Annotated in this window: 19 protein-coding genes, 4 tRNA genes and 1 other annotated feature; of the genes, 18 read left to right on the top strand and 5 right to left on the bottom strand. The window is 40.8% G+C overall.

Annotation, left to right across the window (positions count from 1 at the left end; translation table 11 throughout):
• Window positions 1-18: 18 nt before the first annotated feature.
• The 7 genes from csrA to luxS all read left to right on the top strand — a co-directional run bounded on the left by csrA (window position 19) and on the right by luxS (window position 3,632).
• Window positions 19-204: a carbon storage regulator CsrA gene (gene csrA / locus PSF28_RS04020; protein ID WP_004264815.1), complete on the top strand. Its 186-nt coding sequence runs from the start codon at window positions 19-21 to the stop codon at window positions 202-204.
• Window positions 205-640: 436 nt separating this feature from the next.
• Window positions 641-733 (top strand) — tRNA-Ser (locus tag PSF28_RS04015).
• 11 nt (window positions 734-744) lie between these two features.
• Window positions 745-821: transfer RNA gene (locus tag PSF28_RS04010), tRNA-Arg, on the top strand.
• Between the two features lie 138 nt (window positions 822-959).
• Window positions 960-1,036: transfer RNA gene (locus PSF28_RS04005), tRNA-Arg, on the top strand.
• A gap of 94 nt (window positions 1,037-1,130) precedes the next feature.
• Window positions 1,131-1,207: transfer RNA gene (locus tag PSF28_RS04000), tRNA-Arg, on the top strand.
• 196 nt (window positions 1,208-1,403) lie between these two features.
• A complete protein-coding gene (gshA, locus tag PSF28_RS03995; protein WP_210837514.1) occupies window positions 1,404-2,963 on the top strand; it encodes a glutamate--cysteine ligase in 1,560 nt (519 codons plus the stop codon).
• A 153-nt stretch (window positions 2,964-3,116) separates the two neighbouring features.
• Complete coding sequence (gene luxS / locus PSF28_RS03990) at window positions 3,117-3,632, top strand: S-ribosylhomocysteine lyase (RefSeq protein WP_210837516.1); 516 nt, start codon at window positions 3,117-3,119, stop codon at window positions 3,630-3,632.
• 86 nt (window positions 3,633-3,718) lie between these two features.
• Here luxS and PSF28_RS03985 read toward each other — a convergent pair whose 3' ends face one another.
• On the bottom strand, window positions 3,719-5,005 hold the full coding sequence (locus PSF28_RS03985) for a CNNM domain-containing protein (RefSeq protein ID WP_272684681.1): 1,287 nt from the start codon (window positions 5,003-5,005) through the stop codon (window positions 3,719-3,721).
• A 42-nt stretch (window positions 5,006-5,047) separates the two neighbouring features.
• Window positions 5,048-5,839, bottom strand: coding sequence for a cytochrome C assembly family protein (locus PSF28_RS03980; protein ID WP_004264820.1), 792 nt, complete (start codon window positions 5,837-5,839; stop codon window positions 5,048-5,050).
• A 386-nt stretch (window positions 5,840-6,225) separates the two neighbouring features.
• On the opposite strand from PSF28_RS03980, the gene ffh reads away from it, so the two are divergent.
• From ffh to PSF28_RS03940, 8 genes are all read left to right on the top strand, one after another.
• Window positions 6,226-7,587 carry a signal recognition particle protein gene (gene ffh, locus PSF28_RS03975; protein WP_210837520.1) on the top strand — a complete coding sequence of 454 codons (1,362 nt, stop codon included), beginning with the start codon at window positions 6,226-6,228 and terminating at the stop codon, window positions 7,585-7,587.
• Window positions 7,588-7,723: 136 nt separating this feature from the next.
• Complete coding sequence (gene rpsP / locus PSF28_RS03970; protein ID WP_004914031.1) at window positions 7,724-7,972, top strand: 30S ribosomal protein S16; 249 nt, start codon at window positions 7,724-7,726, stop codon at window positions 7,970-7,972.
• 18 nt (window positions 7,973-7,990) lie between these two features.
• Complete coding sequence (gene rimM / locus PSF28_RS03965; RefSeq protein ID WP_047757188.1) at window positions 7,991-8,536, top strand: ribosome maturation factor RimM; 546 nt, start codon at window positions 7,991-7,993, stop codon at window positions 8,534-8,536.
• Between the two features lie 38 nt (window positions 8,537-8,574).
• A complete protein-coding gene (trmD, locus tag PSF28_RS03960; RefSeq protein ID WP_198641904.1) occupies window positions 8,575-9,339 on the top strand; it encodes a tRNA (guanosine(37)-N1)-methyltransferase TrmD in 765 nt (254 codons plus the stop codon).
• Window positions 9,340-9,380: 41 nt separating this feature from the next.
• The gene (rplS, locus tag PSF28_RS03955; protein WP_004914006.1) at window positions 9,381-9,734 is read left to right on the top strand and encodes a 50S ribosomal protein L19; all 354 of its coding nucleotides are present in this window, start codon (window positions 9,381-9,383) and stop codon (window positions 9,732-9,734) included.
• 657 nt (window positions 9,735-10,391) lie between these two features.
• Window positions 10,392-11,486 (top strand): 3-deoxy-7-phosphoheptulonate synthase, encoded by a 1,095-nt coding sequence (locus PSF28_RS03950; protein ID WP_272684680.1) that lies wholly within the window; start codon window positions 10,392-10,394, stop codon window positions 11,484-11,486.
• Between the two features lie 13 nt (window positions 11,487-11,499).
• Window positions 11,500-12,621, top strand: coding sequence for a bifunctional chorismate mutase/prephenate dehydrogenase (tyrA, locus tag PSF28_RS03945; RefSeq protein ID WP_272684679.1), 1,122 nt, complete (start codon window positions 11,500-11,502; stop codon window positions 12,619-12,621).
• A 316-nt stretch (window positions 12,622-12,937) separates the two neighbouring features.
• Complete coding sequence (locus PSF28_RS03940) at window positions 12,938-14,506, top strand: methyl-accepting chemotaxis protein (protein WP_210840116.1); 1,569 nt, start codon at window positions 12,938-12,940, stop codon at window positions 14,504-14,506.
• Window positions 14,507-14,556: 50 nt separating this feature from the next.
• On the opposite strand, the gene pheA is transcribed toward PSF28_RS03940, so the two are convergent.
• The 3 genes from pheA to bamD form a co-directional block, all read right to left on the bottom strand.
• Complete coding sequence (pheA, locus tag PSF28_RS03935; RefSeq protein ID WP_198641897.1) at window positions 14,557-15,729, bottom strand: bifunctional chorismate mutase/prephenate dehydratase; 1,173 nt, start codon at window positions 15,727-15,729, stop codon at window positions 14,557-14,559.
• 26 nt (window positions 15,730-15,755) lie between these two features.
• Window positions 15,756-15,876: a sequence feature (Phe leader region), on the bottom strand.
• Window positions 15,877-16,015: 139 nt separating this feature from the next.
• Window positions 16,016-16,348 carry a ribosome-associated translation inhibitor RaiA gene (gene raiA / locus PSF28_RS03930; protein WP_247605462.1) on the bottom strand — a complete coding sequence of 111 codons (333 nt, stop codon included), beginning with the start codon at window positions 16,346-16,348 and terminating at the stop codon, window positions 16,016-16,018.
• Between the two features lie 450 nt (window positions 16,349-16,798).
• Window positions 16,799-17,530 (bottom strand): outer membrane protein assembly factor BamD, encoded by a 732-nt coding sequence (bamD, locus tag PSF28_RS03925; RefSeq protein WP_004913985.1) that lies wholly within the window; start codon window positions 17,528-17,530, stop codon window positions 16,799-16,801.
• A 137-nt stretch (window positions 17,531-17,667) separates the two neighbouring features.
• Here bamD and rluD point away from each other — a divergent pair, with 137 nt between their 5' ends.
• The 3 genes from rluD (at window position 17,668) to clpB (ending at window position 22,076) form a co-directional block, all read left to right on the top strand.
• Entirely contained in the window at window positions 17,668-18,645 is a 978-nt protein-coding gene (gene rluD, locus PSF28_RS03920; RefSeq protein ID WP_210840118.1) for a 23S rRNA pseudouridine(1911/1915/1917) synthase RluD, read from the top strand.
• Window positions 18,645-19,379: a purine nucleoside phosphorylase YfiH gene (gene yfiH / locus PSF28_RS03915; RefSeq protein WP_272684678.1), complete on the top strand. Its 735-nt coding sequence runs from the start codon at window positions 18,645-18,647 to the stop codon at window positions 19,377-19,379. The genes rluD and yfiH overlap by 1 nt, the downstream gene beginning before the upstream one ends.
• A 123-nt stretch (window positions 19,380-19,502) precedes the next feature.
• Window positions 19,503-22,076 (top strand): ATP-dependent chaperone ClpB, encoded by a 2,574-nt coding sequence (gene clpB, locus PSF28_RS03910; protein ID WP_272684677.1) that lies wholly within the window; start codon window positions 19,503-19,505, stop codon window positions 22,074-22,076.
• The last annotated feature ends 142 nt before the right edge of the window (window positions 22,077-22,218 follow it).

Below are 22,218 nucleotides of genomic sequence, written 5' to 3'. Positions count from 1 at the left end.
TATTTCAAGGAGCAAAGAATGCTTATTCTGACTCGTCGAGTTGGTGAAACACTCATGATAGGCGATGAGGTAACAGTTACTGTATTGGGTGTCAAAGGCAACCAAGTTCGTATTGGTGTTAATGCCCCAAAAGAAGTTTCTGTTCACCGTGAAGAAATTTATCAACGGATCCAGGCTGAAAAGACTCAACCAGATAATCAATAATAATGAATAAGCGTCCAATGATTGACCACACAGCAAGAATGGGCGCTTGTCTTACTCGCATTATTTCTAAAAATATCCTTTCGTTTTTATACTTTTCTAGCATCAAACTCACTTTATTATTTAGTCTTCGGTTCTCTTGTACTGAAATTTAGTTTCCTTTTGTTCGAAATATAGGCTAATCAATCCTGTGAACGCATTTTTATTCATTTGTAGAATAATTTTTTTCCAGCATTTTTGTTTATAAAGTTAGTGTCATAAGGGCTGAAATATATCTTTTTCGGTGTTAAACTAATCATCTTGCTTGTGAAATGTGCAAACAGACACCGGAATGCAAAAAGTTTGGAAAAATTGTTTGACTTCTAAGTCTAGGAAAGTAATATGTGCGCCACACAGCAACGAGATGTTTGAAAAAACAAATCGTGTGTAACTAAAATATGGTGAGGTGGCCGAGAGGCTGAAGGCGCTCCCCTGCTAAGGGAGTATGCGGTCAAAAGCTGCATCGAGGGTTCGAATCCCTCCCTCACCGCCATTTTAGATTATGCATCCGTAGCTCAGCTGGATAGAGTACTCGGCTACGAACCGAGCGGTCGGAGGTTCGAATCCTCCCGGATGCACCATCTTTAACCCTATGAGAACATCTGATGGGGTTTTGCTTTGGTTTTAGCAACCAAACAAAGCAGTAACTAAGAAGTTGATTTTCAGAAGTAGAAGTTGATAAAGAAGTTTGAGAGAGCAGCACATCTTGCATTAAGTATGCATCCGTAGCTCAGCTGGATAGAGTACTCGGCTACGAACCGAGCGGTCGGAGGTTCGAATCCTCCCGGATGCACCATCTCTTAGCTAATAAGTTAGCATATCAATAATACCTTTTAATTTAACTCAGAAAAGTTATTGAGAATACATCGATTCAAAATCGAATGAATTTTGCATCCGTAGCTCAGCTGGATAGAGTACTCGGCTACGAACCGAGCGGTCGGAGGTTCGAATCCTCCCGGATGCACCATCATTAAGAAACTCCTCATCTGAGGAGTTTTTTTTTGCCTAAAATTACCATTCATAAAATTAACTAAATCGCATTTTCCATGCATCTTTGATTTATTCCCTCATAAACCACACATCTAGACAGCGACAATTTATGTGATTTAAGCTAAAGTAATTGCCTTAATAAAATAAATTAACATCACAGGCGGGAGGTCGACTTGATCCCGGACGTATCGAAAGCGCTCTCATGGTTAGAGGCGCACCCAGAAACACTAAATGGTATTCAACGTGGTATAGAGCGTGAAACATTGCGTGTAACCCCTACAGGCGCAATTGCAGAGACCTTGCATCCAGAAGGGCTGGGAAAAGCTTTAACACATAAATGGATCACGACAGATTTTGCGGAGTCCCTACTCGAATTTATTACTCCTGTAGATAAAAGCATTAGCCATAATTTGGCTTTTTTGCGGGATTTACACCGCTATACAGCTCGACACCTTCAAGATGAAAGAATGTGGCCGTTGAGTATGCCGTGCTTTATTGAAAGTGAAGATAAAATCACTCTTGCGCAATATGGCTCTTCTAATGTAGGGCAGTTTAAAACGCTGTACCGTGAAGGCCTTAAAAATCGTTATGGCGCTTTGATGCAAACGATAGCAGGGGTGCATTATAACTTCTCTTTGCCGATTGAATTTTGGCAAGCATGGGCAGGCATTGAAGATGAAGAAAGCGGTAAAGAAAAAATTTCTGAAGGCTATTTACGTCTGATTAGAAATTACTACCGCTTTGGTTGGGTTATTCCTTATCTATTCGGTGCATCTCCGGCTATTTGCGGCTCTTTTTTGAAAGATAGGGATACAACGCTATCATTTGATAAAACGGACTGTGGTACGTATTACTTGCCTTATGCGACATCTCTACGCATGAGTGACTTAGGTTATACAAATAAATCACAAAGTGATTTAAATATCACGTTCAATAAACTGGATGAATATGTAGAAAACCTGAAAAAAGCTATCCATAAGCCTTCAGCTGAATTTGAAAAACTGGGTGTCAAAAAAGATGGCAAATATATTCAGCTAAATACGAATGTGCTACAAATTGAAAATGAGCTCTACGCCCCAATACGGCCGAAACGCGTTCCTAAAGGCAATGAATCACCTTCCGATGCATTATTGCGCGGTGGTATTGAGTACATTGAAGTCCGTTCACTTGATATCAATCCATTTAGTGCAATAGGCGTTAATGAAACACAAGCTCGTTTTGTTGATCTATTCTTAATATGGTGCGTACTCGCTGATGCACCTGAAATGAACGCACAAGAATTAGATTGTTGTCGTCAAAACTGGAATCGTGTCATCCTTGAAGGCCGTAAACCCGGTCAAGTTATTGGTTTCGGCTGTGGTAGTGAAGTTAAGCCATTAGTTGAAGTTGGGCAGCAATTATTTAATGACTTGATCCGCGTGGCTGAAGTGTTAGACACTTGTTGCGATGCTAAATATCAAGAAGTTTGTCACCAATTTGTCGCTATGTTTAAAGACCCAACTCTCACATATTCAGCGCTTGTTATGGATGAAATGTTAGAAAAAGGCATTGGTGGCTACGGGTTAGAATTAGCTGAAAAATATTTTGAACAGTTAGTGAATGAACCGTATGAAGTGATAACTGAAGAGCAATTTGAGCAAGCACGATTGGCTTCAATAGAGAAGCAAGCGAAGATGGAACAAAGTGAGAGCGAAAGCTTTGAGGACTATCTACGCATTCATGCAGGACGCTAAAAGAAATGGCCACTCTAGGTGGCCAAATAAAAAATCTCTTAGAGAATTAGGGATGATAACAAATTGCGCGTCTTTCAATAATTCAGACTCTGCATTTTCAAAATAGTTTCATTTATTTTAGAAAATATTTTTTATTTTTGAGGAGGTCACAAAATGCCATTATTAGATAGCTTTACTGTCGATCATACTCGCATGTCAGCGCCTGCTGTACGTGTGGCAAAGACCATGAAAACACCAAGTGGTGATACCATCACGGTTTTTGATTTGCGTTTTACTGTACCAAATGAAGAAGCCATGACAGAAAAAGGGACGCATACTTTAGAGCACCTCTTTGCAGGCTTTATGCGTGACCACCTCAACGGTAACGGTGTTGAAATTATTGATATTTCACCAATGGGGTGCCGCACTGGTTTTTATATGAGCCTTATTGGTCAGCCTGATGAACTGCATGTTGCTAATGCATGGAAGGCAGCAATGGAAGATGTTTTGCAGGTGAAAGATCAAAACAAAATTCCTGAATTGAATGTCTATCAGTGCGGTACATATAAAATGCACTCACTGGAAGAAGCCCAGCAAATTGCACGTAATGTGCTTGCATCTGAAATTGGTATCAATAAGAACGATGAGTTAGCATTACCTGCAGAGAAACTTGAACAGCTACATGTTTAGTTTTTATCAAATATTCTCTATGTAAAGAGCCAATTAAGGCTCTTTTTATTTTTATAGAAGTATTTAATGGCAAGTTTATAAACAAATCAAAGATCGGGAACTTGAGAACTAAAAGTAAGAGGTGTGATCCTGACCTGCTTAACGATATTTTCATTCATCGCTAATACTTCGATAAGGTAATGTCCTACCACGATTTGCTCTTCAAGTTGTGGAATATCACCGATGACTTCCAAAACCATGCCATTAACCGTCCTAGGACCATCTACAGGGAGATTCCAATCAAAAGCCTTATTCAGCTCACGAATATTAGCAGAACCATCTACAAGAACGCTCCCATCGCTCTGTGGTAAAACTTCTTCAGCTAAGGATGGCGACATAGAGGTGGTGAAATCACCAACTATCTCTTCTAAGATATCTTCTACAGTGATAAGGCCTTGAATCTCACCATATTCATCAACAATAATCCCGAGTTTTTCTTTATTGTGCTGGAAGTTAACTAACTGAACATTTAACGGTGTACTGTTAGGAATAAAATAAATGTTGTCTGCAGCTTTAATGAGATTTTGCTTATTAAATTCACGTTTTTCCATCATGAGACGGTACGCTTCGCGGACGCGTAAAATGCCAATAGAGTCATCAAGTGAATCGCGATAAAGCACAATGCGGCCATGAGGGGAGTGCGTAAGCTGCCGAATAATTGATTTCCAGTCATCATTGACATCAATACCAACAATCTCATTCCTGGGGAGCATAATATCGCCAACTGTGACTTTGTCTAAGTCTAAAATTGAAATCAGCATGTCTTGATTTCGGCGGCTAATTTTATGCTTTGATTCGTTAACAATGGTGCGTAGCTCTTCCTTATTAACCGCATCAGTCCGTGCGGTTAGTGACTTCACCCCAATGCAACGTAACAGTAGTGCTGAAATAGTATTAAATGCCCAAACAATAGGCATCATAACTACTTGTAATGGTTTTAAGAGATAGCTACTTGGAAATGCAATTTTTTCAGGGTACAGCGCTGCCAGTGTTTTTGGCATAACTTCGGCAAAAATGAGGATCACAAAAGTCAGGATCCCAGTTGCCATTGCTACACCCGCGTTACCATATAGTCGTATACCGATAATAGTGGCTAATGCGGAAGCAACTATGTTGATTAAGTTGTTACCGATAAGGACTAGGCTTAACAGCTTATCAGGATGTTTAAGGAGTTTCTCAACACGTATCGCTGAGCGATTACCTTGTTTTGCTAAATGTTTTAACCGGTAACGGTTTAGCGTCATCATCCCAGTTTCTGATGCAGAGAAATAGGCTGACATAAAAATTAAAACAATCAATATGATGATTAGCGTACTCGTGGACACATCATCCAAAACAAGTTTCCTTATGTGGTGAAAGTAGTGACTTTATTTGCGTCAAAATACCATAAACTCCTGTATTAGACGGTTGCCAAAAAAAGCCATAGTTAAGATGATTGAGCCGCCAACATGGAAAAATAGGACGCGCTTACCTCGCCATCCTCCATGGAAATGCCCCCAAAGTAGAGTGATATAAACAAACCAAGCGATAACGGATAACACTGATTTATGGATATTTTCTTTATCAAAAATATTATCCATATAAATAAAGCCAGTGCATAAGGTTAGAGTTAGCAAAATGACACCAACTTGAGTGATATGGAACATTTTACGTTCAATCACCATCATCGGTGGCATATCGGGGCTAAATTTTAAGGTCTTATTTTTTAGCTGATGGTCAATTAAAGCCACTTGTAATGCATACAAAGCCGCAATAAGGAGTGTTGCATAGCTCAACAAAGCGAGGCCAATGTGAACAAACAGGGGGACGCGAGCTTCGAGGTGGGTAATAAACTCACCAGGCATTAGCGTTGACAGCATCAGGTTAATGATGGCAAAACTATAGACTATGGGTGTTAAGTACCAAGCCTTTCCCCAGTAAGCGACAACAGTCATAATCACACACATGAGTAAGCTCACTGTTGAGCCTAAATTCAACAGCGTGAGGTTTTGTCCTTCGGCTTCACTGAAAATCAAAAATTTCAATGTAATAGCGTGAGTTACTAACGCAACAACGGCAAGAAAAAGCGCGAGATGGCGGTAAAACGGCTGTTTACGCACTTGGCCGGGGACGATCAGTAACAGACTGACCATGTATGTACAAACTGCTATGACTGCAAATACGGGCATAGTATAGTGTCGTTAATCATTTTTAGTGGAAAGTTATTTCATAGTATAACTTGTACGAGTGCAGGCTCCAACTATTGGACGGGTCAATCGCAATATATTCATTGCTGATAGCACTTCACGCGCCTACGGGTTTGGTTCGTATTATTAAATTCAAGCCATAATAACCTGTATCATCCGTTTCAAACAGGGGGCAGCGAAAAAACTGCGGGCATGTTACAATGGGGCATTATTTTGCCGCAATTATTTTTAGTGTTGGTTTTCCTTCATCGTTGTGAAGGCATTGATGCTTATAATTCAAGTTGTTAGATAAAACGCACTTGAAATTATCTGTATTAGCAACCAGATCAGGCTGACATCGGCCCATCAACAGAATTGAGCTAAGACATATGTTTGATAATTTAACTGACAGACTATCGCGCACGTTGCGCAATATCAGTGGGCGTGGGCGTCTAACTGATGAAAATATTAAAGAAACACTACGCGAAGTTCGCATGGCCTTGCTGGAAGCTGACGTTGCTTTGCCAGTTGTCCGTGAATTCATTCAAAAAGTTAAAGAAAATGCGGTTGGGCAAGATGTCAATAAAAGTCTAACACCAGGCCAAGAGTTCATCAAAATAGTTCAAAATGAACTGACTCGGGCGATGGGGGACGAAAACCACCAACTTAATTTATCCGCACAACCTCCTGCGGTCGTTTTAATGGCGGGTTTGCAAGGTGCGGGTAAAACAACCAGCGTTGCAAAATTAGGTAAGCTTTTAAAAGAAAAACAAAAGAAAAAAGTATTAGTTGTCTCTGCTGACGTTTATCGCCCCGCAGCGATTAAACAATTAGAGACGTTAGCTGAAAGTGTTGGTATTGATTTTTTCCCTTCGGAAGTACAAGAAAAACCCGCTGCGATTGTTCAAAAAGCATTAAAACATGCACAATTGCAATTCTACGATGTGCTGTTAGTGGATACCGCGGGTCGCTTGCACGTCGATGAAGCGATGATGGAAGAAATCCAAGAAGTTCACCGCATTATTAAGCCAGTTGAAACCTTATTCGTCGTTGATGCGATGACAGGGCAAGATGCGGCAAACACAGCGAAAGCGTTTAATGAAGCCTTGCCACTGACCGGGATTGTGTTGACCAAGGTCGATGGTGATGCGCGAGGTGGTGCGGCACTTTCAATTCGTGCTATTACGGGGAAACCCATTAAGTTCTTAGGTGTTGGTGAAAAAACTGACGCCTTAGAACCATTCCATCCAGAGCGCGTTGCGTCGCGTATTCTTGGAATGGGTGATGTGATTTCTCTGATTGAAGAGATTGAGCATAAAGTTGACCGTGATGAAGCTGAAAAGCTTGCTAAAAAACTTAAAACAGGGGATGGCTTTGATTTAAATGACTTTTTAAGTCAATTAAAGCAAATGCGTAATATGGGCGGTATGGCGAGCATGATGAGCAAAATGCCCGGAATGTCTCAGTTACCGGATGCCGTTAAGTCCCAAATGGATGATAAAATCACCGTTCGTATGGAAGCGATGATTAATTCCATGACACGCAAAGAACGTGAAAAACCTGAAATTATTAAAGGTTCGCGAAAACGTCGTATTGCGGCAGGTTCGGGAACTACCGTGCAAGAAGTTAACCGCCTCTTAAAACAATTTGATGACATGCAACGCATGATGAAGAAAATGAAAAAAGGTGGTCTAGCCAAGATGATGCGCGGCATGAAGGGTATGATGCCTCCGGGTTTTCCGGGGCGTTAAGCAATAAAGCCTCAAAGAAAACGCACTTTTGATTGATTTTTGCGTCAAAGTGAGTAAACTTTTCGGGCTTTTTATATGACAGCCGGACTCTATCCCTCGATGGAGTCTGGTTGTTTTGTTAACTAATGAGGATGTTATGGTAACAATTCGTTTATCTCGTGGCGGCGCTAAAAAACGTCCGTTCTACCAAATCGTTGTAACCGATAGCCGCAATGCGCGTGACGGTCGTTTCATTGAGCGTATCGGTTTCTTCAACCCGATCGCTGCTGGTCAAGCAGAAGAACTGCGTTTAGACCTGGACCGTATTGAGCATTGGGTTGGCTTAGGCGCAACTATTTCTGACCGTGTTGCACAACTGGTCAAACAAGCTAAGAAAGCAGCTTAATCTGTCGCGGTGGTAACAATGAGCAAGCAAACTAAACTACAGCCACCTGAAAACCCAATCGTGTTGGGGAAATTAGGTGCAGCGTACGGTATTCGTGGTTGGCTCAAAGTTTTTTCGTCCACCGAACATGCTGAAAGTATTTTTGAGTATCAGCCTTGGTTTATCCAACGCTCAGGTCAATGGCAACACATTGAAATTGAAGATTGGAAACATCATAACAAGGATATCATCGTCAAGCTGAACGGGGTCGATGACCGCGATGCAGCTGCGCTTTTGACTAACTTTGAGATTGCGGTTGATTCAACCCAACTTCCTGAGTTAGAAAACGAATACTACTGGAAAGACCTGATGGGCTGCCATGTAGTGACGTTACAAGGCTATGACCTTGGTACCATCACTGACATGATGGAGACCGGTTCAAATGATGTACTGGTCATTAAGGCGAATTTAAAAGATGCATTTGGCATCAAGGAGCGGTTGGTTCCGTTTCTTGATGGGCAGGTTATCAAGAAAGTCGATCTCGATGCCAAACTTATTGAAGTGGATTGGGATCCTGGTTTTTAAATCTCCGGTTGAACGGTATTGATAAGTGGGACGAAATGATGTGGATTGGTGTAATTAGCCTGTTTCCCGAAATGTTCCGCGCAATAACCGAGTACGGGGTAACTGGTCGGGCAGTGAAAAATGGCCTGCTAACATTTGAGTGCTGGAATCCGCGGGATTTTACTCACGATAGGCACAAAACTGTTGATGATCGCCCCTATGGTGGTGGTCCAGGCATGCTGATGATGGTGCAACCGCTTAAGGATGCAATCAACGCAGCAAGAACTGAGGCAGGTGTTGGTGCAAAGGTTATTTATCTTTCACCGCAAGGGCGCAAACTCAGTCAAGACGGTGTTTGCGAGCTGGCAACCAATGAGAAATTGATTCTTGTTTGTGGCCGCTATGAAGGTATTGATGAGCGTATCATTCAAACCGAAGTTGACGAAGAATGGTCAATCGGTGATTACGTTCTCAGTGGTGGGGAACTCCCCGCGATGGTGTTGATTGACTCAGTTTCACGGTTTATTCCGGGGGTACTTGGTCATCAAGCCTCTGCTCAAGAAGACTCTTTTGCAGATGGTTTGTTAGATTGTCCACACTATACCCGCCCTGAAGTGTTAGACGGTATGCAGGTTCCGGAAGTTTTACTTTCAGGAAACCACGCTAAAATAGATAGCTGGCGCATGAAACAATCACTTGGCCGTACCTGGCTTAGAAGACCTGAGCTTCTGGAAAGCCTAGCTCTGACTGACGAGCAGAGGATGTTGTTGACTGAATTCCAAGTTGAATATCAGTCCAAGCAACAAATGAATCCAGACAATTAATTGTCTAAACATATCAGTTTACCTAGGGTAAGAGAGTTATTATGAGCAACATTATTAAACAACTTGAACAAGAGCAAATGAAGCAGGACGTACCTTCATTCCGTCAGGGTGACACCGTGGAAGTTAAGGTATGGGTCGTAGAAGGCTCTAAAAAACGTCTGCAGGCATTCGAGGGCGTGGTTATCGCTATTCGTAACCGCGGTCTGCACTCTGCATTCACTGTTCGTAAAATTTCTAACGGCGAAGGTGTTGAGCGTGTATTCCAAACTCACTCACCAGTCGTAGATAGCATTGCAGTTAAACGTCGTGGTGCTGTTCGCAGAGCTAAACTGTACTACCTGCGTGAGCGTTCTGGTAAGGCAGCTCGTATCAAAGAGCGTCTGAACGCCAAGTAATACGCTTTCGCTACATCCGAAAGTTATGTTATGAGAGGGGCCCGCAAATGCGGGCCTTTTTATATTTGTCACTATATTCGTCATATTTCAAGTTGTAGCTGTGTTGGCAGCACTCATTCGCACTAGTCACATACTTGTGTATGCTCCTAGCGTCTCATTCCTTTGCCGCCTTGCAACAACTCGAACTATTTAGAATATAGCTGAGAGAGTTTATCTCAAGTCCTAGCTGTGTTGGCTTCGCTCAGCCACACAGGTCACATACCTATTTCGTCATATTTCAAGTTGTAGCTGTGTTGGCAGCACTCATTCGCACTAGTCACATACTTGTGTATGCTCCTAGCGTCTCATTCCTTTGCCGCCTTGCTACAACTCGAACTATTTAGAATATAGCTGAGAGATTAATCTCTTAATCTGTAAATAAATATTTACTAAAAATTGGTATTGAACTCTAATTTAAACATTGGAAATGTTAATTTTATGTGAAATCGCATATTTATCAATTTATTATCACACTGTAAATTTTACTTTACGTATATGGAAATAATTTACATAAATGGATTGAATTGTTTACGATGCATGGTATGTTATTACCCATACACTCAAACACAATACGTAAATAATAAACTAAGCAAATATAAGCTAATAAGTAGGTAAAAAATGATCATGCAAAAAGATGTACTCAACAATGTGAATATTCAAGACGAGCAGGTATTAATCACTCCTGAGAGTCTGAAAGAGAAATATCCGCTGAGTCGCAGCAACCTGCATGCCATTGCGACATCGCGCCAAGTGATTGCTGACATTATTCATCAACGCGACCCTCGCTTACTCGTGGTATGTGGTCCTTGCTCAATCCATGATGTGGATGCTGCTATTGAATATGGTGAGCGTCTGAAAGTATTAGCCGAAGAATTAAGTGATAGCTTATATATTGTGATGCGTGTGTATTTTGAAAAACCTCGTACAACCGTGGGTTGGAAAGGTTTGATTAGTGATCCATTTATGGATGGCTCTTTTGAAATGGAAAAAGGTCTGCATATCGCTCGTGACTTGCTGACTAATTTAGTGAATATGGGGCTACCATTAGCGACAGAAGCACTGGACCCTAACAATCCTCAATACTTAGGGGATCTATTTAGTTGGTCTGCCATTGGTGCAAGAACTACTGAGTCACAAACACACCGCGAAATGGCTTCTGGTTTATCTATGCCTGTTGGTTTTAAAAATGGAACGGACGGAAGTTTATCTACAGCAATTAATGCATTAAAAGCTGCTGCGATGCCACACCGTTTTATGGGGATTAATCAATCTGGCCAAGTTTGTTTATTACATACTAAAGGTAATAGTAACGGCCATGTCATTTTACGTGGTGGAAAAACACCTAACTACAACGCTGAAGACATAGCGGCTTGTGAATCTGAAATGAAAAAAGCAGGTTTAGAGCCATCACTTATGGTGGATTGTAGCCATGGAAACTCAAATAAAGATTACCGCCGTCAGCCATTAGTTGTTGATTCTATTATTGAACAAATTATTAATGGTAATGAATCAATTACAGGTATTATGCTAGAAAGCCATATTAATGAAGGGAATCAAACGTCTGAACAAGCCCGTGACTCAATGAAATACGGTGTTTCAGTAACTGATGCCTGCATTAACTGGCAAACGACGGAAACGGTATTGCGTAAATTGCATCAGGCATTATTACCTATGCTTGAACAACGTGCGCAAAAATTGAGTAAAGTGAGCTGATCAAGGTATTGGTATGTCTGTTGAGTTATCCCATTTACGGGAACAAATTGATGAAGTTGATAAATCGTTACTCGATTTATTAGCAAAAAGGCTGCAACTGGTTGCTGAAGTTGGTGAAGTGAAAAGCTTACATGGCTTACCGATTTATGTGCCTGAGCGTGAAACCAGTATGTTGGCAGCACGTCGCGCCGAAGCTGAGCGTATGGGGATCCCACCTGATCTGATCGAGGATATTCTAAGGCGGATTATGCGTGAATCTTATGCTCGTGAAAATGATAAAGGGTTCAAAACATTGAACCCATCAGCTGGCCCAATTGTGATTGTAGGCGGTGATGGGAAAATGGGGCGGTTATTTCATCGTCTCCTTAGCTTATCAGGTTACCAAGTCAAAACATTGAATGAAGGTGATTGGTCGCAAGCAGAATCTATTATTGGTGGAGCAAGTGTGGTGATCATCAGTGTGCCTATTCATTCAACGGTACAAGTGATCAACCAACTGCCTAAGTTGGATAAAAGCACGATCTTGATGGATATCGCGTCAATTAAGCAACAGCCATTAGAAGCGATGTTAGCGGCGCATGATGGGCCCGTACTTGGACTTCACCCGATGTTTGGCCCTGATGTTGGTAGCGTTGCAAAGCAAGTATTTGCTTATTGTCATGGCCGTAGCTCGGAGTCTTATCAGTGGTTCCTTGAACAGCTATTAGTTTGGGGAGCTCGCTTGAAAGAAATATCAGCTGAAGAGCATGATAAAAATATGAGCTTTATTCAGGCATTACGGCACTTTACAACATTTACCTATGGACGAAATCTTGCTGAGGAAAATATCGATTTACAGCAACTGCTTGATTTATCATCGCCTATTTATCGTTTAGAGCTCGCGATGGTTGGGCGGCTGTTTGCTCAAGACCCTCAACTGTATGCAGATATTATTATGTCTTCAAATGAAAATGTTGAACTAATACGTAGGTATCACCAATTGTTAGGCGATTCAATAGCGTTATTGGAGAAACAAGATAAAGCGGAATTTGTTCGCCAATTTAATCAAGTTAGCCAGTGGTTCGGCGAAGATGCCCATCATTTTATGAAAGAAAGCCAATCATTACTGCAACGAGCAAACGATAATCGAAAATAATCATCCCCGCCCTCTATCGTGTTTTATAGCGGTAGGGGGCTTTATTTGGGGCGTTAATTTATCACTGTCTTCCATATTATTCCATTTTAGTTAATTTCACTTGAAATCTTTATTTAAAATAAGTAATTGTACTTATATGTATAATTTCTATCAAATAATATGCTAATTAGCCTAAAATTAAATTTATTCACTATTTAATTTCAAATTAATCAATTTTTAAAATTAATATTTATAAATCGATCGATTTATATGATAAAGATCTTATCTATTTTACCGATAACACTACTCATTAAATGATGGCTAGCGTGGTAAATATATGTTTTTTAAAAATCTCAAAATCAGTATGAAGTTAACGATAGCATTCGGTGGTTTTGTTGCGCTTATTATCTTAAGTTCAATATTTTCTTTAGCGAATATGAATCGAGCTAATGAAGGAATGAAGGAAGTACTTTATGAAAGCTATCCTATTGCTTCGACTGCAGGGCAGATGATGGATAACTTTTATTCTTTTATTGGGATCCAAGAGCTGATTTTACTTGATGACAGAGGTAGTGATAAGCGCCGTGAAGAGCTTGATAAAATTACACTGAAAATAACAGAATTGTTAGAAAAACTAGAAAGCAGTGTCACTGATGATCGCTCTAAAGAAATTTTAGCGGATTTACGTGTGATCCGCCAACAATTCCATGCATCGCTGGCACGTATGAATGCATTCTTACAACAAAATAATCGCCAAGCCGCTATAGATGAGATGATGACGAAAACTTCGAGTATTCAGCGGGATTATCGAGATCACATTCAAACATTGATGGCAATCCAAGACTTGCAGATGCAAGAGATCGGTCGGAAAGTCAATGCAGACTATGAAAGTAATAAGTTATTACTTGCTGTACTCTCAATCTTGAGTATCGCTGCGGGCTGCATAATGGGGTGGTATATTACGACTATTATTACTAGACCATTGGAAAATGCGGTTAATTTCGCTCAGTCAATTGCAAATGGGGATTTGACTAAAGATATTCAGGTCACCTCAAAAGATGAAACAGGTGTGTTGCTAAATGCACTTAATGATATGAAAGAACACTTGCTGGAAATCGTCCAAGAGGTTCAGCAAGGTTCTGAAAGTATTTCGGCAGCAGCAGGGCAAATTGTTGCAGGGAACCAAAACCTTGCCGCACGTACCGAAGAACAGGCCGCATCAGTTGAAGAAACGGCTAGTTCAATGGAGCAAATAACTTCAACTGTTCAAAACACGACTGAGCACACCCATGAAGCAAGCATGCTTGCAGACCAAGCAGCGATGATTGTGCAAAATAATGGCGATATGATGAGCCAAGTTACGAACAAAATGCGAGCAATCAACGGTTCATCATCACAGATGACAGAAATTATTAACCTAATAGACTCGATTGCATTCCAAACTAATATCTTAGCATTGAATGCATCCGTTGAAGCAGCAAGAGCCGGTGAACATGGGCGAGGCTTTGCCGTTGTTGCTGGGGAAGTGAGATTATTAGCACAGAAAAGTGCAGCTTCAGCGAGTGATATTCGCGGGTTGATTGAAAACTCATCGTCACAAACGCAAGAAGGCATGGAACTTGTTGAAAAAGCAACTCAGCAAATACATGGCATGGTAGATAGTGTAAAAGAGATGAATGCGTTACTACGTGAAATTGGGCAAGCTAGCCGTGAGCAAAGCGATGGAATCTCTCAAATTAATAGTGCGGTAGGGCAACTTGATTTAACCACACAACAAAATGCGAGTTTAGTGGAAGAATCTGTTGTTGCTGCGGACTCCTTAAATGAACAAGCATATCATTTGAAGGAGTTAGTGAATTATTTCAGAGTTAAATCGTCGAGTCATCAGCCTAAAGCAGCAATATAGTCTCCGTTAAATAGGCTGCACTAATAAAAGTGCAGCCTGATTATATTTTATTAAGGCGTGATTTTTTCAGGTTCAACAGGAACCACATTTTCGGATGGGTAGCAGCCTAATATTTTAATTGATCTAGTAATTGTTGAAAGTTCTCTCAAAGCTTGCTGCATATTATCTGAACGTAAGTTTGCATGAACATCTACATAAAACATCTCTTCCCAAGGCTTACCATTAATTGGCCTAGATTCTAATTTGCTCATAATTATCTTATTATTTTTCAAAATAACTAATGCATCAACTAAGGCACCAGCTTGTTGGCCAGTGGTAAGAAGTAGTGTTGTTTTAGCGGGGACTTGTTCAGTGACTTCAATTGGTTGCGGTGCAACAACAATAAAACGTGTCATATTAATTTGCTGATTAGCAAGATTATGCTCTATTACGCTTAAATTATACAACGCGCCACCGGCTTCACTTCCAAGCGCCGCGACACTCGGTGAGTTTTGGTCTGCGACCATTTGCATTGCAGTTGATGTACTATCACAATATTTTATTTCCCAGTGAGGGAATTGCGCTAAGTATTGGCTACATTGCTGGAAAGGCTGAGGGTGGCTATACACGGTTTTGATCTGGCTGAGATCGGTATTTCCAGTTGTTAAGAGACAATGGTTTATTGGGAGTCGAATCTCTCCAACGATTGATAATGATGTATTTTGCAGTAAATCGTAAACATCATTAATTGCACCTGAACTGGTATTTTCTATTGGCAAAATGCCATACTCCGCTTGCCCACTTTCAACTAATGAAAAAATATCTTGGAATTTATGGCAACTGCATTCAACCAGTTGGTCAAAATGGCGAGCAGAATATTGGCGTGCAGCAATATGTGAGTAAGAACCTTTCGGCCCTAAGAATGCGAAACGGGCAGTATCACTCGGGGTTAAATTTAAATGCTTTTGTAAAATCGCCTGTTGTGTAAGAACGGAGTCCTCAATAATCATTTGGAATAGTCGGGTGATATAAAAACCATCAAGCCCTAGCGGTTTACCTTTGTTGATTAAAACATCAAGAAGCTGACGCTCACGGTCTTTATCACGAATAGGGCGGCTATCATCAATTTTTGTTTCAGCGACTTCAACAGCATAACCACGGCGCTTTGCTAAAAGATTTAGTAATTCACTATCCAGTTGACTTATTTTTTCTCTTACTTTCAATAAATTAGTGCTGTTTTCCATGCTGCCCACCCTGTTAATATTATGATATAAAAAAAGCCCCCTAGAGGGGGCTTTCTAATTTTGTCTTCTTTTCTTTCTCGAACGACAAAAGCCCCTAATTAGGAGTTGCTAAAAAAGAAGAAAAAGAAAACAAAATTAAGATTCATATGAATACCTTTAGTAGATTCAATTTAAATAAACCCGATACTCACTAAGAAGTCAATAGCTAAGGATCAGAAACATAAAAAAACGCGCCCATAGCGAGCGCGTTTACAAGGTTCAAGATTAGTTGATAGATAATATAAAATTATAACGTAACAGTATTATTCGCTTCTTTTACACTATTATATGCTCTTCTTGATTCTCCTTTATGTTGCACTTTATTAAGTTGTCTTTCGAGTTTGTTAATTAGTTCATTAATTGCAACGTACATATCTTCATGCTTGGCACTTGCGACCAATTTTCCTGTCGCTGTTTTTATGTTGGCATCAACTATAAAACCTTGTGGCTCTTTTGATAAAACAACATGCGTATTTATCAAGGATGCTTGCCACTTATCGAGTTTTGTTAGACGGCTTTCAATGTGCTCACGAATCGCTGGGGTAATGTCCATTTGTTTGCTAGTAATGTTCACTATCATATAGTTACCTCTCATTGTTTCCGTCTTTGTTGAGTTCAGAATACCCGTTCTTGCTAAGAAAAAATTGATGTAGATCACATCTCATTCAGAGGAAGAGTTGCACTCATCCGAAGTGTGATTTCACGTAAAAAAGGGGCGAAAAAGCATTGCCAAAATGAATTGATTAAGGGAAACTGGCTGAGTTGGCTAACGGAACGGTAATTAGCCGGAGTTTTTTTTGGGTTAAAATTAGCACACTAAATGGGCAAGCAACTAAATCGCCGTTAGTGTCAGACTGCTGACAAACATATTATGTTTGGCGGCAAGCCTAATAAGTTTTGAAAATAAATTAGGAAAATCAATTTATTGATTTTCGGCTGATAACACAAAGCGGGAAAAACTATGCTTTTATCCCGCTTTGTCAACAGCCTCACAGCAGCTAAGGCTGCTGTTTTAGATTTCACGATGATATTATTGTGGGTTTGCAGCAATAATACTCGCAACTTTATTCGCTTCTTGGTTTAGCCCCATCTCATTATAAGCAATTTCCATGTATGCTAAGGCATTACGTGTTGCTTCTGTGTCTGGGTAGTCCTTTAGCATTTGTTGAACACGATTAACAACCGCGACATAAGCACCGCGTTTGTTGTAATATTCGACAACAGAAAGATCGAATTTTGCTAAACGGTCTTTTAAGTAAACTAATCGCTTACTCGCATCATTGGAATATAAGCTGTTAGGATAGTAGCGAACTAGCTGACTGAAATCTTTGAATGCAACTCGTGCATGCTGTGGATCTCTGTCTGAGCGGTCAATACCAAAGAGGCCTTGCAATAAGCTATCATCCAGAGCCATCGCGGTTAAGCCTCGCATATAGAGGACATAATCAATATTTGGATGAGTTGGGTTCAAACGCATGAAACGGTCAATCGCGGCTATCGCCATTGGCAGCTCTGCTGATTTATAATATGCATAAATCAGGTCTAATTGAACCTGCTGAGCATATGGACCAAATGGATAACGGTTATCAAGAGCTTCAAATTGTTTAATCGCTGCTTTAAAATTGCCGTCCTGTAGTTTTTGCTGACCTGTTGCATATATTTCAGCAGGGGAGCTATCAGGGCTGACTTCAGGAGTGCTGGAACAGCCGACTAAAATCAGGCTCAACGTGGCTGCAGCCACCAGATTTTTCATACGTATCATCACGTGTAGGTTATCCTCTGAGTGTTTCGAGGGAGTCTATCCATAAGGCTCCCGGCAAAATTCGAGTTACAATAGCATATATTTTAAATGAAACGGCACTGCCGTCAAAATACAAACACCAAAAAGTAGATTAATTTATGGCTCAACAAGTACAACTTAGTGCAACTATCGCTGAATCACAGCTTGGTCAACGTTTAGATCAGGCTTTGGCCGAATTGTTCCCTGATTATTCACGTTCTCGCATAAAAGAATGGATTTTAGCTGATAGAGTGCAGGTTAATGGCAAAGTTATCAATAAGCCAAAAGAAAAAGTTTTCGGCAGTGAACAAATTTTAATCGATGCCCTCATTGAAGAAGATAATCGCTGGGAACCACAAGATATCCCACTTAATGTGATTTATGAAGATGAAGATATCCTAATTATTAATAAACCGCGTGATTTAGTTGTCCACCCCGGGGCAGGAAACCCAGATGGCACAATTCTGAATGCGTTATTATATCGTTATCCTGAAATTGCAGATGTGCCAAGGGCGGGTATTGTTCATCGTTTAGATAAAGACACAACAGGCTTAATGGTTGTTGCAAAAACCGTTCCAGCTCAAACGCACCTTGTCGAAGCATTGCAGCGTAGAGAAATTACACGTGAATATGAAGCAGTTGCGGTCGGTCGTATGACTGCGGGTGGCATGGTAGAAGAACCTATCTCTCGCCATCCAACTAAACGAACTCATATGGCTGTACACCCAATGGGCAAACTAGCCATAACGCATTATCGTGTGATGGAACACTTTAGAGCTCATACTCGTTTACGTTTACGTCTGGAAACGGGTAGAACACACCAAATTCGAGTTCATATGGCCCATATCAATCATCCATTAATTGGTGACCCTTTATACGGCGGGCGGCCACGTCCATTAAAAGGGGCGACAGAGGAATTTTTAGAGGTCATGCGTAATTTTGATAGGCAAGCACTGCACGCCACCATGTTGCGTTTATATCACCCAATCTCAGGTATTCAAATGGAGTGGCATGCACCGTTACCTGATGATATGGTTAAGCTTATTGAAGCTCTAAAAGCAGATACTGAACTGCATAAAGACGATATGGACTGGTAATGAATACATTGATTTTCCCTGATTGGCCACAACCTAAAAATATAGCTAGCTGTAGTACAACTCGTACAGGTGGTGTGAGCCAACCACCTTTTGATAGCTTGAATTTAGGTGATCATGTTGGGGATGTTCCCAACGCTGTCAGTGAAAATCGTCAACGCCTTGAGAAACTTGCTCAGCTACCACAACAGCCTGTATGGCTTGAGCAAGTGCATGGTACTGATGTGCTGCATCTTGTTGGGAATAAAATTCACAATAGGCAAGCGGATGCGGTGTATAGCAACCAGGTTGGCCAAGTTTGTGCCATTATGACGGCGGATTGCTTGCCTGTGTTATTTACTAATCAGGCCGGAACGGAAGTTGCCGCAGCCCATGCAGGGTGGCGTGGGTTATGTCATGGAGTCCTTGAAAATACAGTTGCTCAATTTATTAGTCCTGCAAATGAAATTATCGCTTGGCTTGGCCCAGCTATTGGTGCTAAGAAATTTGAAGTCGGTGAGGAAGTCAAAGAGGCTTTTGTTAATCAATCGTCTGATTTAGCCTCTGCTTTTACTCCTTATAATGATAAATATCTAGCTGATATTTATTTGTTAGCGCGTAAAAAACTACAAGCTGCTGGTGTAACGAAAGTTTATGGTGGTGATTTTTGTACCGTAACAGATGAAAACAGATTTTTTTCCTATCGAAGGGAAGGAAAGACTGGCAGAATGGCTTCATTAATATGGATAAACACCTAGTTTTGGTGTTTTATTCTAAATTAATGGATATTATGAAAATAATTTCTTGCAAAACTTGAATATTTAAATACTGACCTCATCTAGTATCCAGTAGCAAATTTAATCTCATTTATTGGAGGTGTTATGCGTCTGGACCGTTTAACTAATAAATTCCAGCAAGCTCTCGCTGACGCCCAATCACTAGCCCTTGGGCGCGAAAACCAGTTTATAGAACCTATACATCTATTAAGTGCCTTGTTTAATCAAGAAGGGGGCACCGTTCGTCCATTGCTGACGACGTTAGGCGTGAATGCCGTACAATTTCAGCAAAAAGTCGAAGATGCGTTAGGTCGTTTACCTCAAGTGCAGGGTGTTGCGGGAGATGTTCAACCATCAAGTGACTTAATGCGTCATTTGAATTTATGTGATCAGTTGGCACAAAAGCACGGAGATGAATTTATCTCCTCTGAATTATTTCTTGTCGCCGCTTTAGAAGCCAATACAACATTAGCAGACATGCTCAAAGCAGCAGGTGTTAATAAAGATAATTTAAAAAAGGCAATAGAACAGATGCGTGGTGGAGAAAAAGTGAATGACCAAAGCGCTGAAGATCAGCGCCAAGCTTTGAAAAAATATACGGTTGATTTAACCGAGCGTGCAGAGCAAGGAAAATTAGACCCGGTGATTGGTCGAGATGAAGAAATTCGCCGGACCATTCAAGTATTGCAACGCCGTACTAAAAATAACCCAGTGCTGATTGGTGAGCCAGGTGTTGGTAAAACAGCAATTGTTGAAGGGTTAGCACAACGTATTGTAAATGGTGAAATTCCAGAAGGGTTAAAAAACAAACGTGTATTATCCCTAGATATGGGGGCACTGATTGCAGGTGCGAAATATCGTGGTGAGTTTGAGGAGCGTCTGAAAGCCGTTCTAAATGACCTCGCCAAACAGGAAGGTAACGTCATTCTATTTATTGACGAGCTACATACTATGGTTGGTGCAGGTAAAGCCGATGGCGCGATGGATGCGGGTAATATGTTAAAACCTGCGTTGGCTCGTGGTGAATTACACTGTGTTGGTGCAACCACATTGGATGAGTATCGACAATACATTGAGAAAGACCCAGCTTTAGAACGTCGTTTCCAAAAAGTGTATGTCGCAGAGCCATCCGTTGAAGACACAATTGCTATTTTACGTGGCTTAAAAGAACGTTATGAATTGCATCACCATGTGCAAATAACTGACCCGGCGATTGTGGCGGCGGCAACGTTATCACATCGGTATATTACTGACCGTATGTTACCCGATAAAGCGATTGATTTAATTGATGAAGCGGGTGCTAGTTTACGTATGCAAATGGATTCGAAACCTGAATCCTTAGATAGGCTGGAACGCCGTATTATTCAGCTCAAACTTGAACAGCAAGCGCTGAAAAAAGAATCGGATGACGCAAGTAAAAAACGTCTTGAGATGTTAGAAGAAGAGCTAGCAGAGAAAGAGCGTGAATATTCTGCGTTAGAAGAAGAATGGAAAGCTGAAAAAGCATCATTAACGGGTACTCAGCATATTAAAGCTGAACTTGAAAACACACGCATCGAGATGGAAAAAGCACGCCGTATGGGTGATTTGGCAAAAATGTCTGAATTGCAATACGGTAAAATTCCTGAATTGGAAAAGCAGCTTGAAGCGGCAACGAAAGCTGAAGGTAAAAGCATGAAACTGTTACGTAACAAGGTAACAGATGTTGAAATTGCTGAAATCTTAGCGCGTTGGACTGGCATTCCTGTGTCTCGAATGCTAGAAAGCGAAAGAGAGAAACTGTTACGTATGGAACAGCAACTCCATCAGCGTGTTATTGGACAAGATGAAGCTGTAGTTGCAGTATCGAATGCAATTCGTCGTAGTCGTGCAGGGTTATCAGACCCGAACCGACCAATTGGCTCATTTATGTTCTTAGGACCAACAGGGGTAGGTAAAACTGAGTTATGTAAAGCGTTAGCAAACTTTATGTTTGATAGCGATGATGCAATGGTTCGTATCGATATGTCTGAATTTATGGAAAAACATGCGGTATCACGTTTAGTGGGGGCACCTCCAGGATATGTCGGTTATGAAGAAGGTGGGTATTTAACTGAAGCAGTTCGACGTCGTCCTTATTCAGTCATTTTATTGGATGAAGTTGAGAAAGCACACCCTGATGTTTTCAACATTTTATTACAAGTGCTTGATGATGGACGTTTAACGGATGGGCAAGGTAGAACGGTAGACTTCCGTAATACAGTAATCATCATGACATCCAACTTGGGTTCTGACTTAATCCAAGAAAGGTTTGGCATGATTGGTTACTCAGAAATGAAAGATATGGTGATGGAAGTGGTGTCCCATAGTTTCAGGCCTGAATTTATTAACCGTATAGATGAAGTCGTTGTATTCCATCCATTAGGTAAAGAGCAAATTACGAATATTGCCAATATTCAATTGGCTCGTTTATATAAACGCCTTGAAGAGCACGGTTATGAAGTCAGTGTAACACCAGCGGCACTTGAGAAAATTGGGGAGGCTGGTTTTGACCCAATCTTCGGAGCAAGGCCGTTGAAACGTGCAATTCAGCAGGAAATTGAAAACCCTCTGGCACAAGAAATCTTGTCAGGTAAGTTATTGCCAGGTAAACCTGTCATTTTAGATGTAGAAAATGACGAAATCGTTGCTAAACAGTAATTGATGTTATTGTGAAATCAAAAGGTGGCTAATAATAGCCACCTTTTTTATATCAAATTACGTATAAAACCACTTTTTTTGTTTGAGAATCGGGCGTAAAGTATAAAATATCACCACTTGAAAATTATTTTCAAAAAAACAC

It is taken from the genome of Providencia sp. PROV130 (genome assembly GCF_028482225.1).
In the GTDB taxonomy this organism is placed as follows: Bacteria; Pseudomonadota; Gammaproteobacteria; order Enterobacterales; family Enterobacteriaceae; genus Providencia; species Providencia rettgeri.
This window is presented reverse-complemented; position numbering and strand designations above follow the sequence as displayed.

Coding starts and splice junctions, on each gene's coding strand:
- csrA (WP_004264815.1), top strand. CDS start 19: ATGCTTATTCTGACTCGTCGAGTTGGTGAAACACTCATGATAGGCGAT.
- luxS (WP_210837516.1), top strand. CDS start 3,117: ATGCCATTATTAGATAGCTTTACTGTCGATCATACTCGCATGTCAGCG.
- PSF28_RS03980 (WP_004264820.1), bottom strand. CDS start 5,839: ATGCCCGTATTTGCAGTCATAGCAGTTTGTACATACATGGTCAGTCTG.
- ffh (WP_210837520.1), top strand. CDS start 6,226: ATGTTTGATAATTTAACTGACAGACTATCGCGCACGTTGCGCAATATC.
- rpsP (WP_004914031.1), top strand. CDS start 7,724: ATGGTAACAATTCGTTTATCTCGTGGCGGCGCTAAAAAACGTCCGTTC.
- rimM (WP_047757188.1), top strand. CDS start 7,991: ATGAGCAAGCAAACTAAACTACAGCCACCTGAAAACCCAATCGTGTTG.
- trmD (WP_198641904.1), top strand. CDS start 8,575: ATGTGGATTGGTGTAATTAGCCTGTTTCCCGAAATGTTCCGCGCAATA.
- rplS (WP_004914006.1), top strand. CDS start 9,381: ATGAGCAACATTATTAAACAACTTGAACAAGAGCAAATGAAGCAGGAC.
- PSF28_RS03950 (WP_272684680.1), top strand. CDS start 10,392: ATGATCATGCAAAAAGATGTACTCAACAATGTGAATATTCAAGACGAG.
- tyrA (WP_272684679.1), top strand. CDS start 11,500: ATGTCTGTTGAGTTATCCCATTTACGGGAACAAATTGATGAAGTTGAT.
- PSF28_RS03940 (WP_210840116.1), top strand. CDS start 12,938: ATGTTTTTTAAAAATCTCAAAATCAGTATGAAGTTAACGATAGCATTC.
- pheA (WP_198641897.1), bottom strand. CDS start 15,729: ATGGAAAACAGCACTAATTTATTGAAAGTAAGAGAAAAAATAAGTCAA.
- raiA (WP_247605462.1), bottom strand. CDS start 16,348: ATGATAGTGAACATTACTAGCAAACAAATGGACATTACCCCAGCGATT.
- bamD (WP_004913985.1), bottom strand. CDS start 17,530: ATGATACGTATGAAAAATCTGGTGGCTGCAGCCACGTTGAGCCTGATT.
- rluD (WP_210840118.1), top strand. CDS start 17,668: ATGGCTCAACAAGTACAACTTAGTGCAACTATCGCTGAATCACAGCTT.
- yfiH (WP_272684678.1), top strand. CDS start 18,645: ATGAATACATTGATTTTCCCTGATTGGCCACAACCTAAAAATATAGCT.
- clpB (WP_272684677.1), top strand. CDS start 19,503: ATGCGTCTGGACCGTTTAACTAATAAATTCCAGCAAGCTCTCGCTGAC.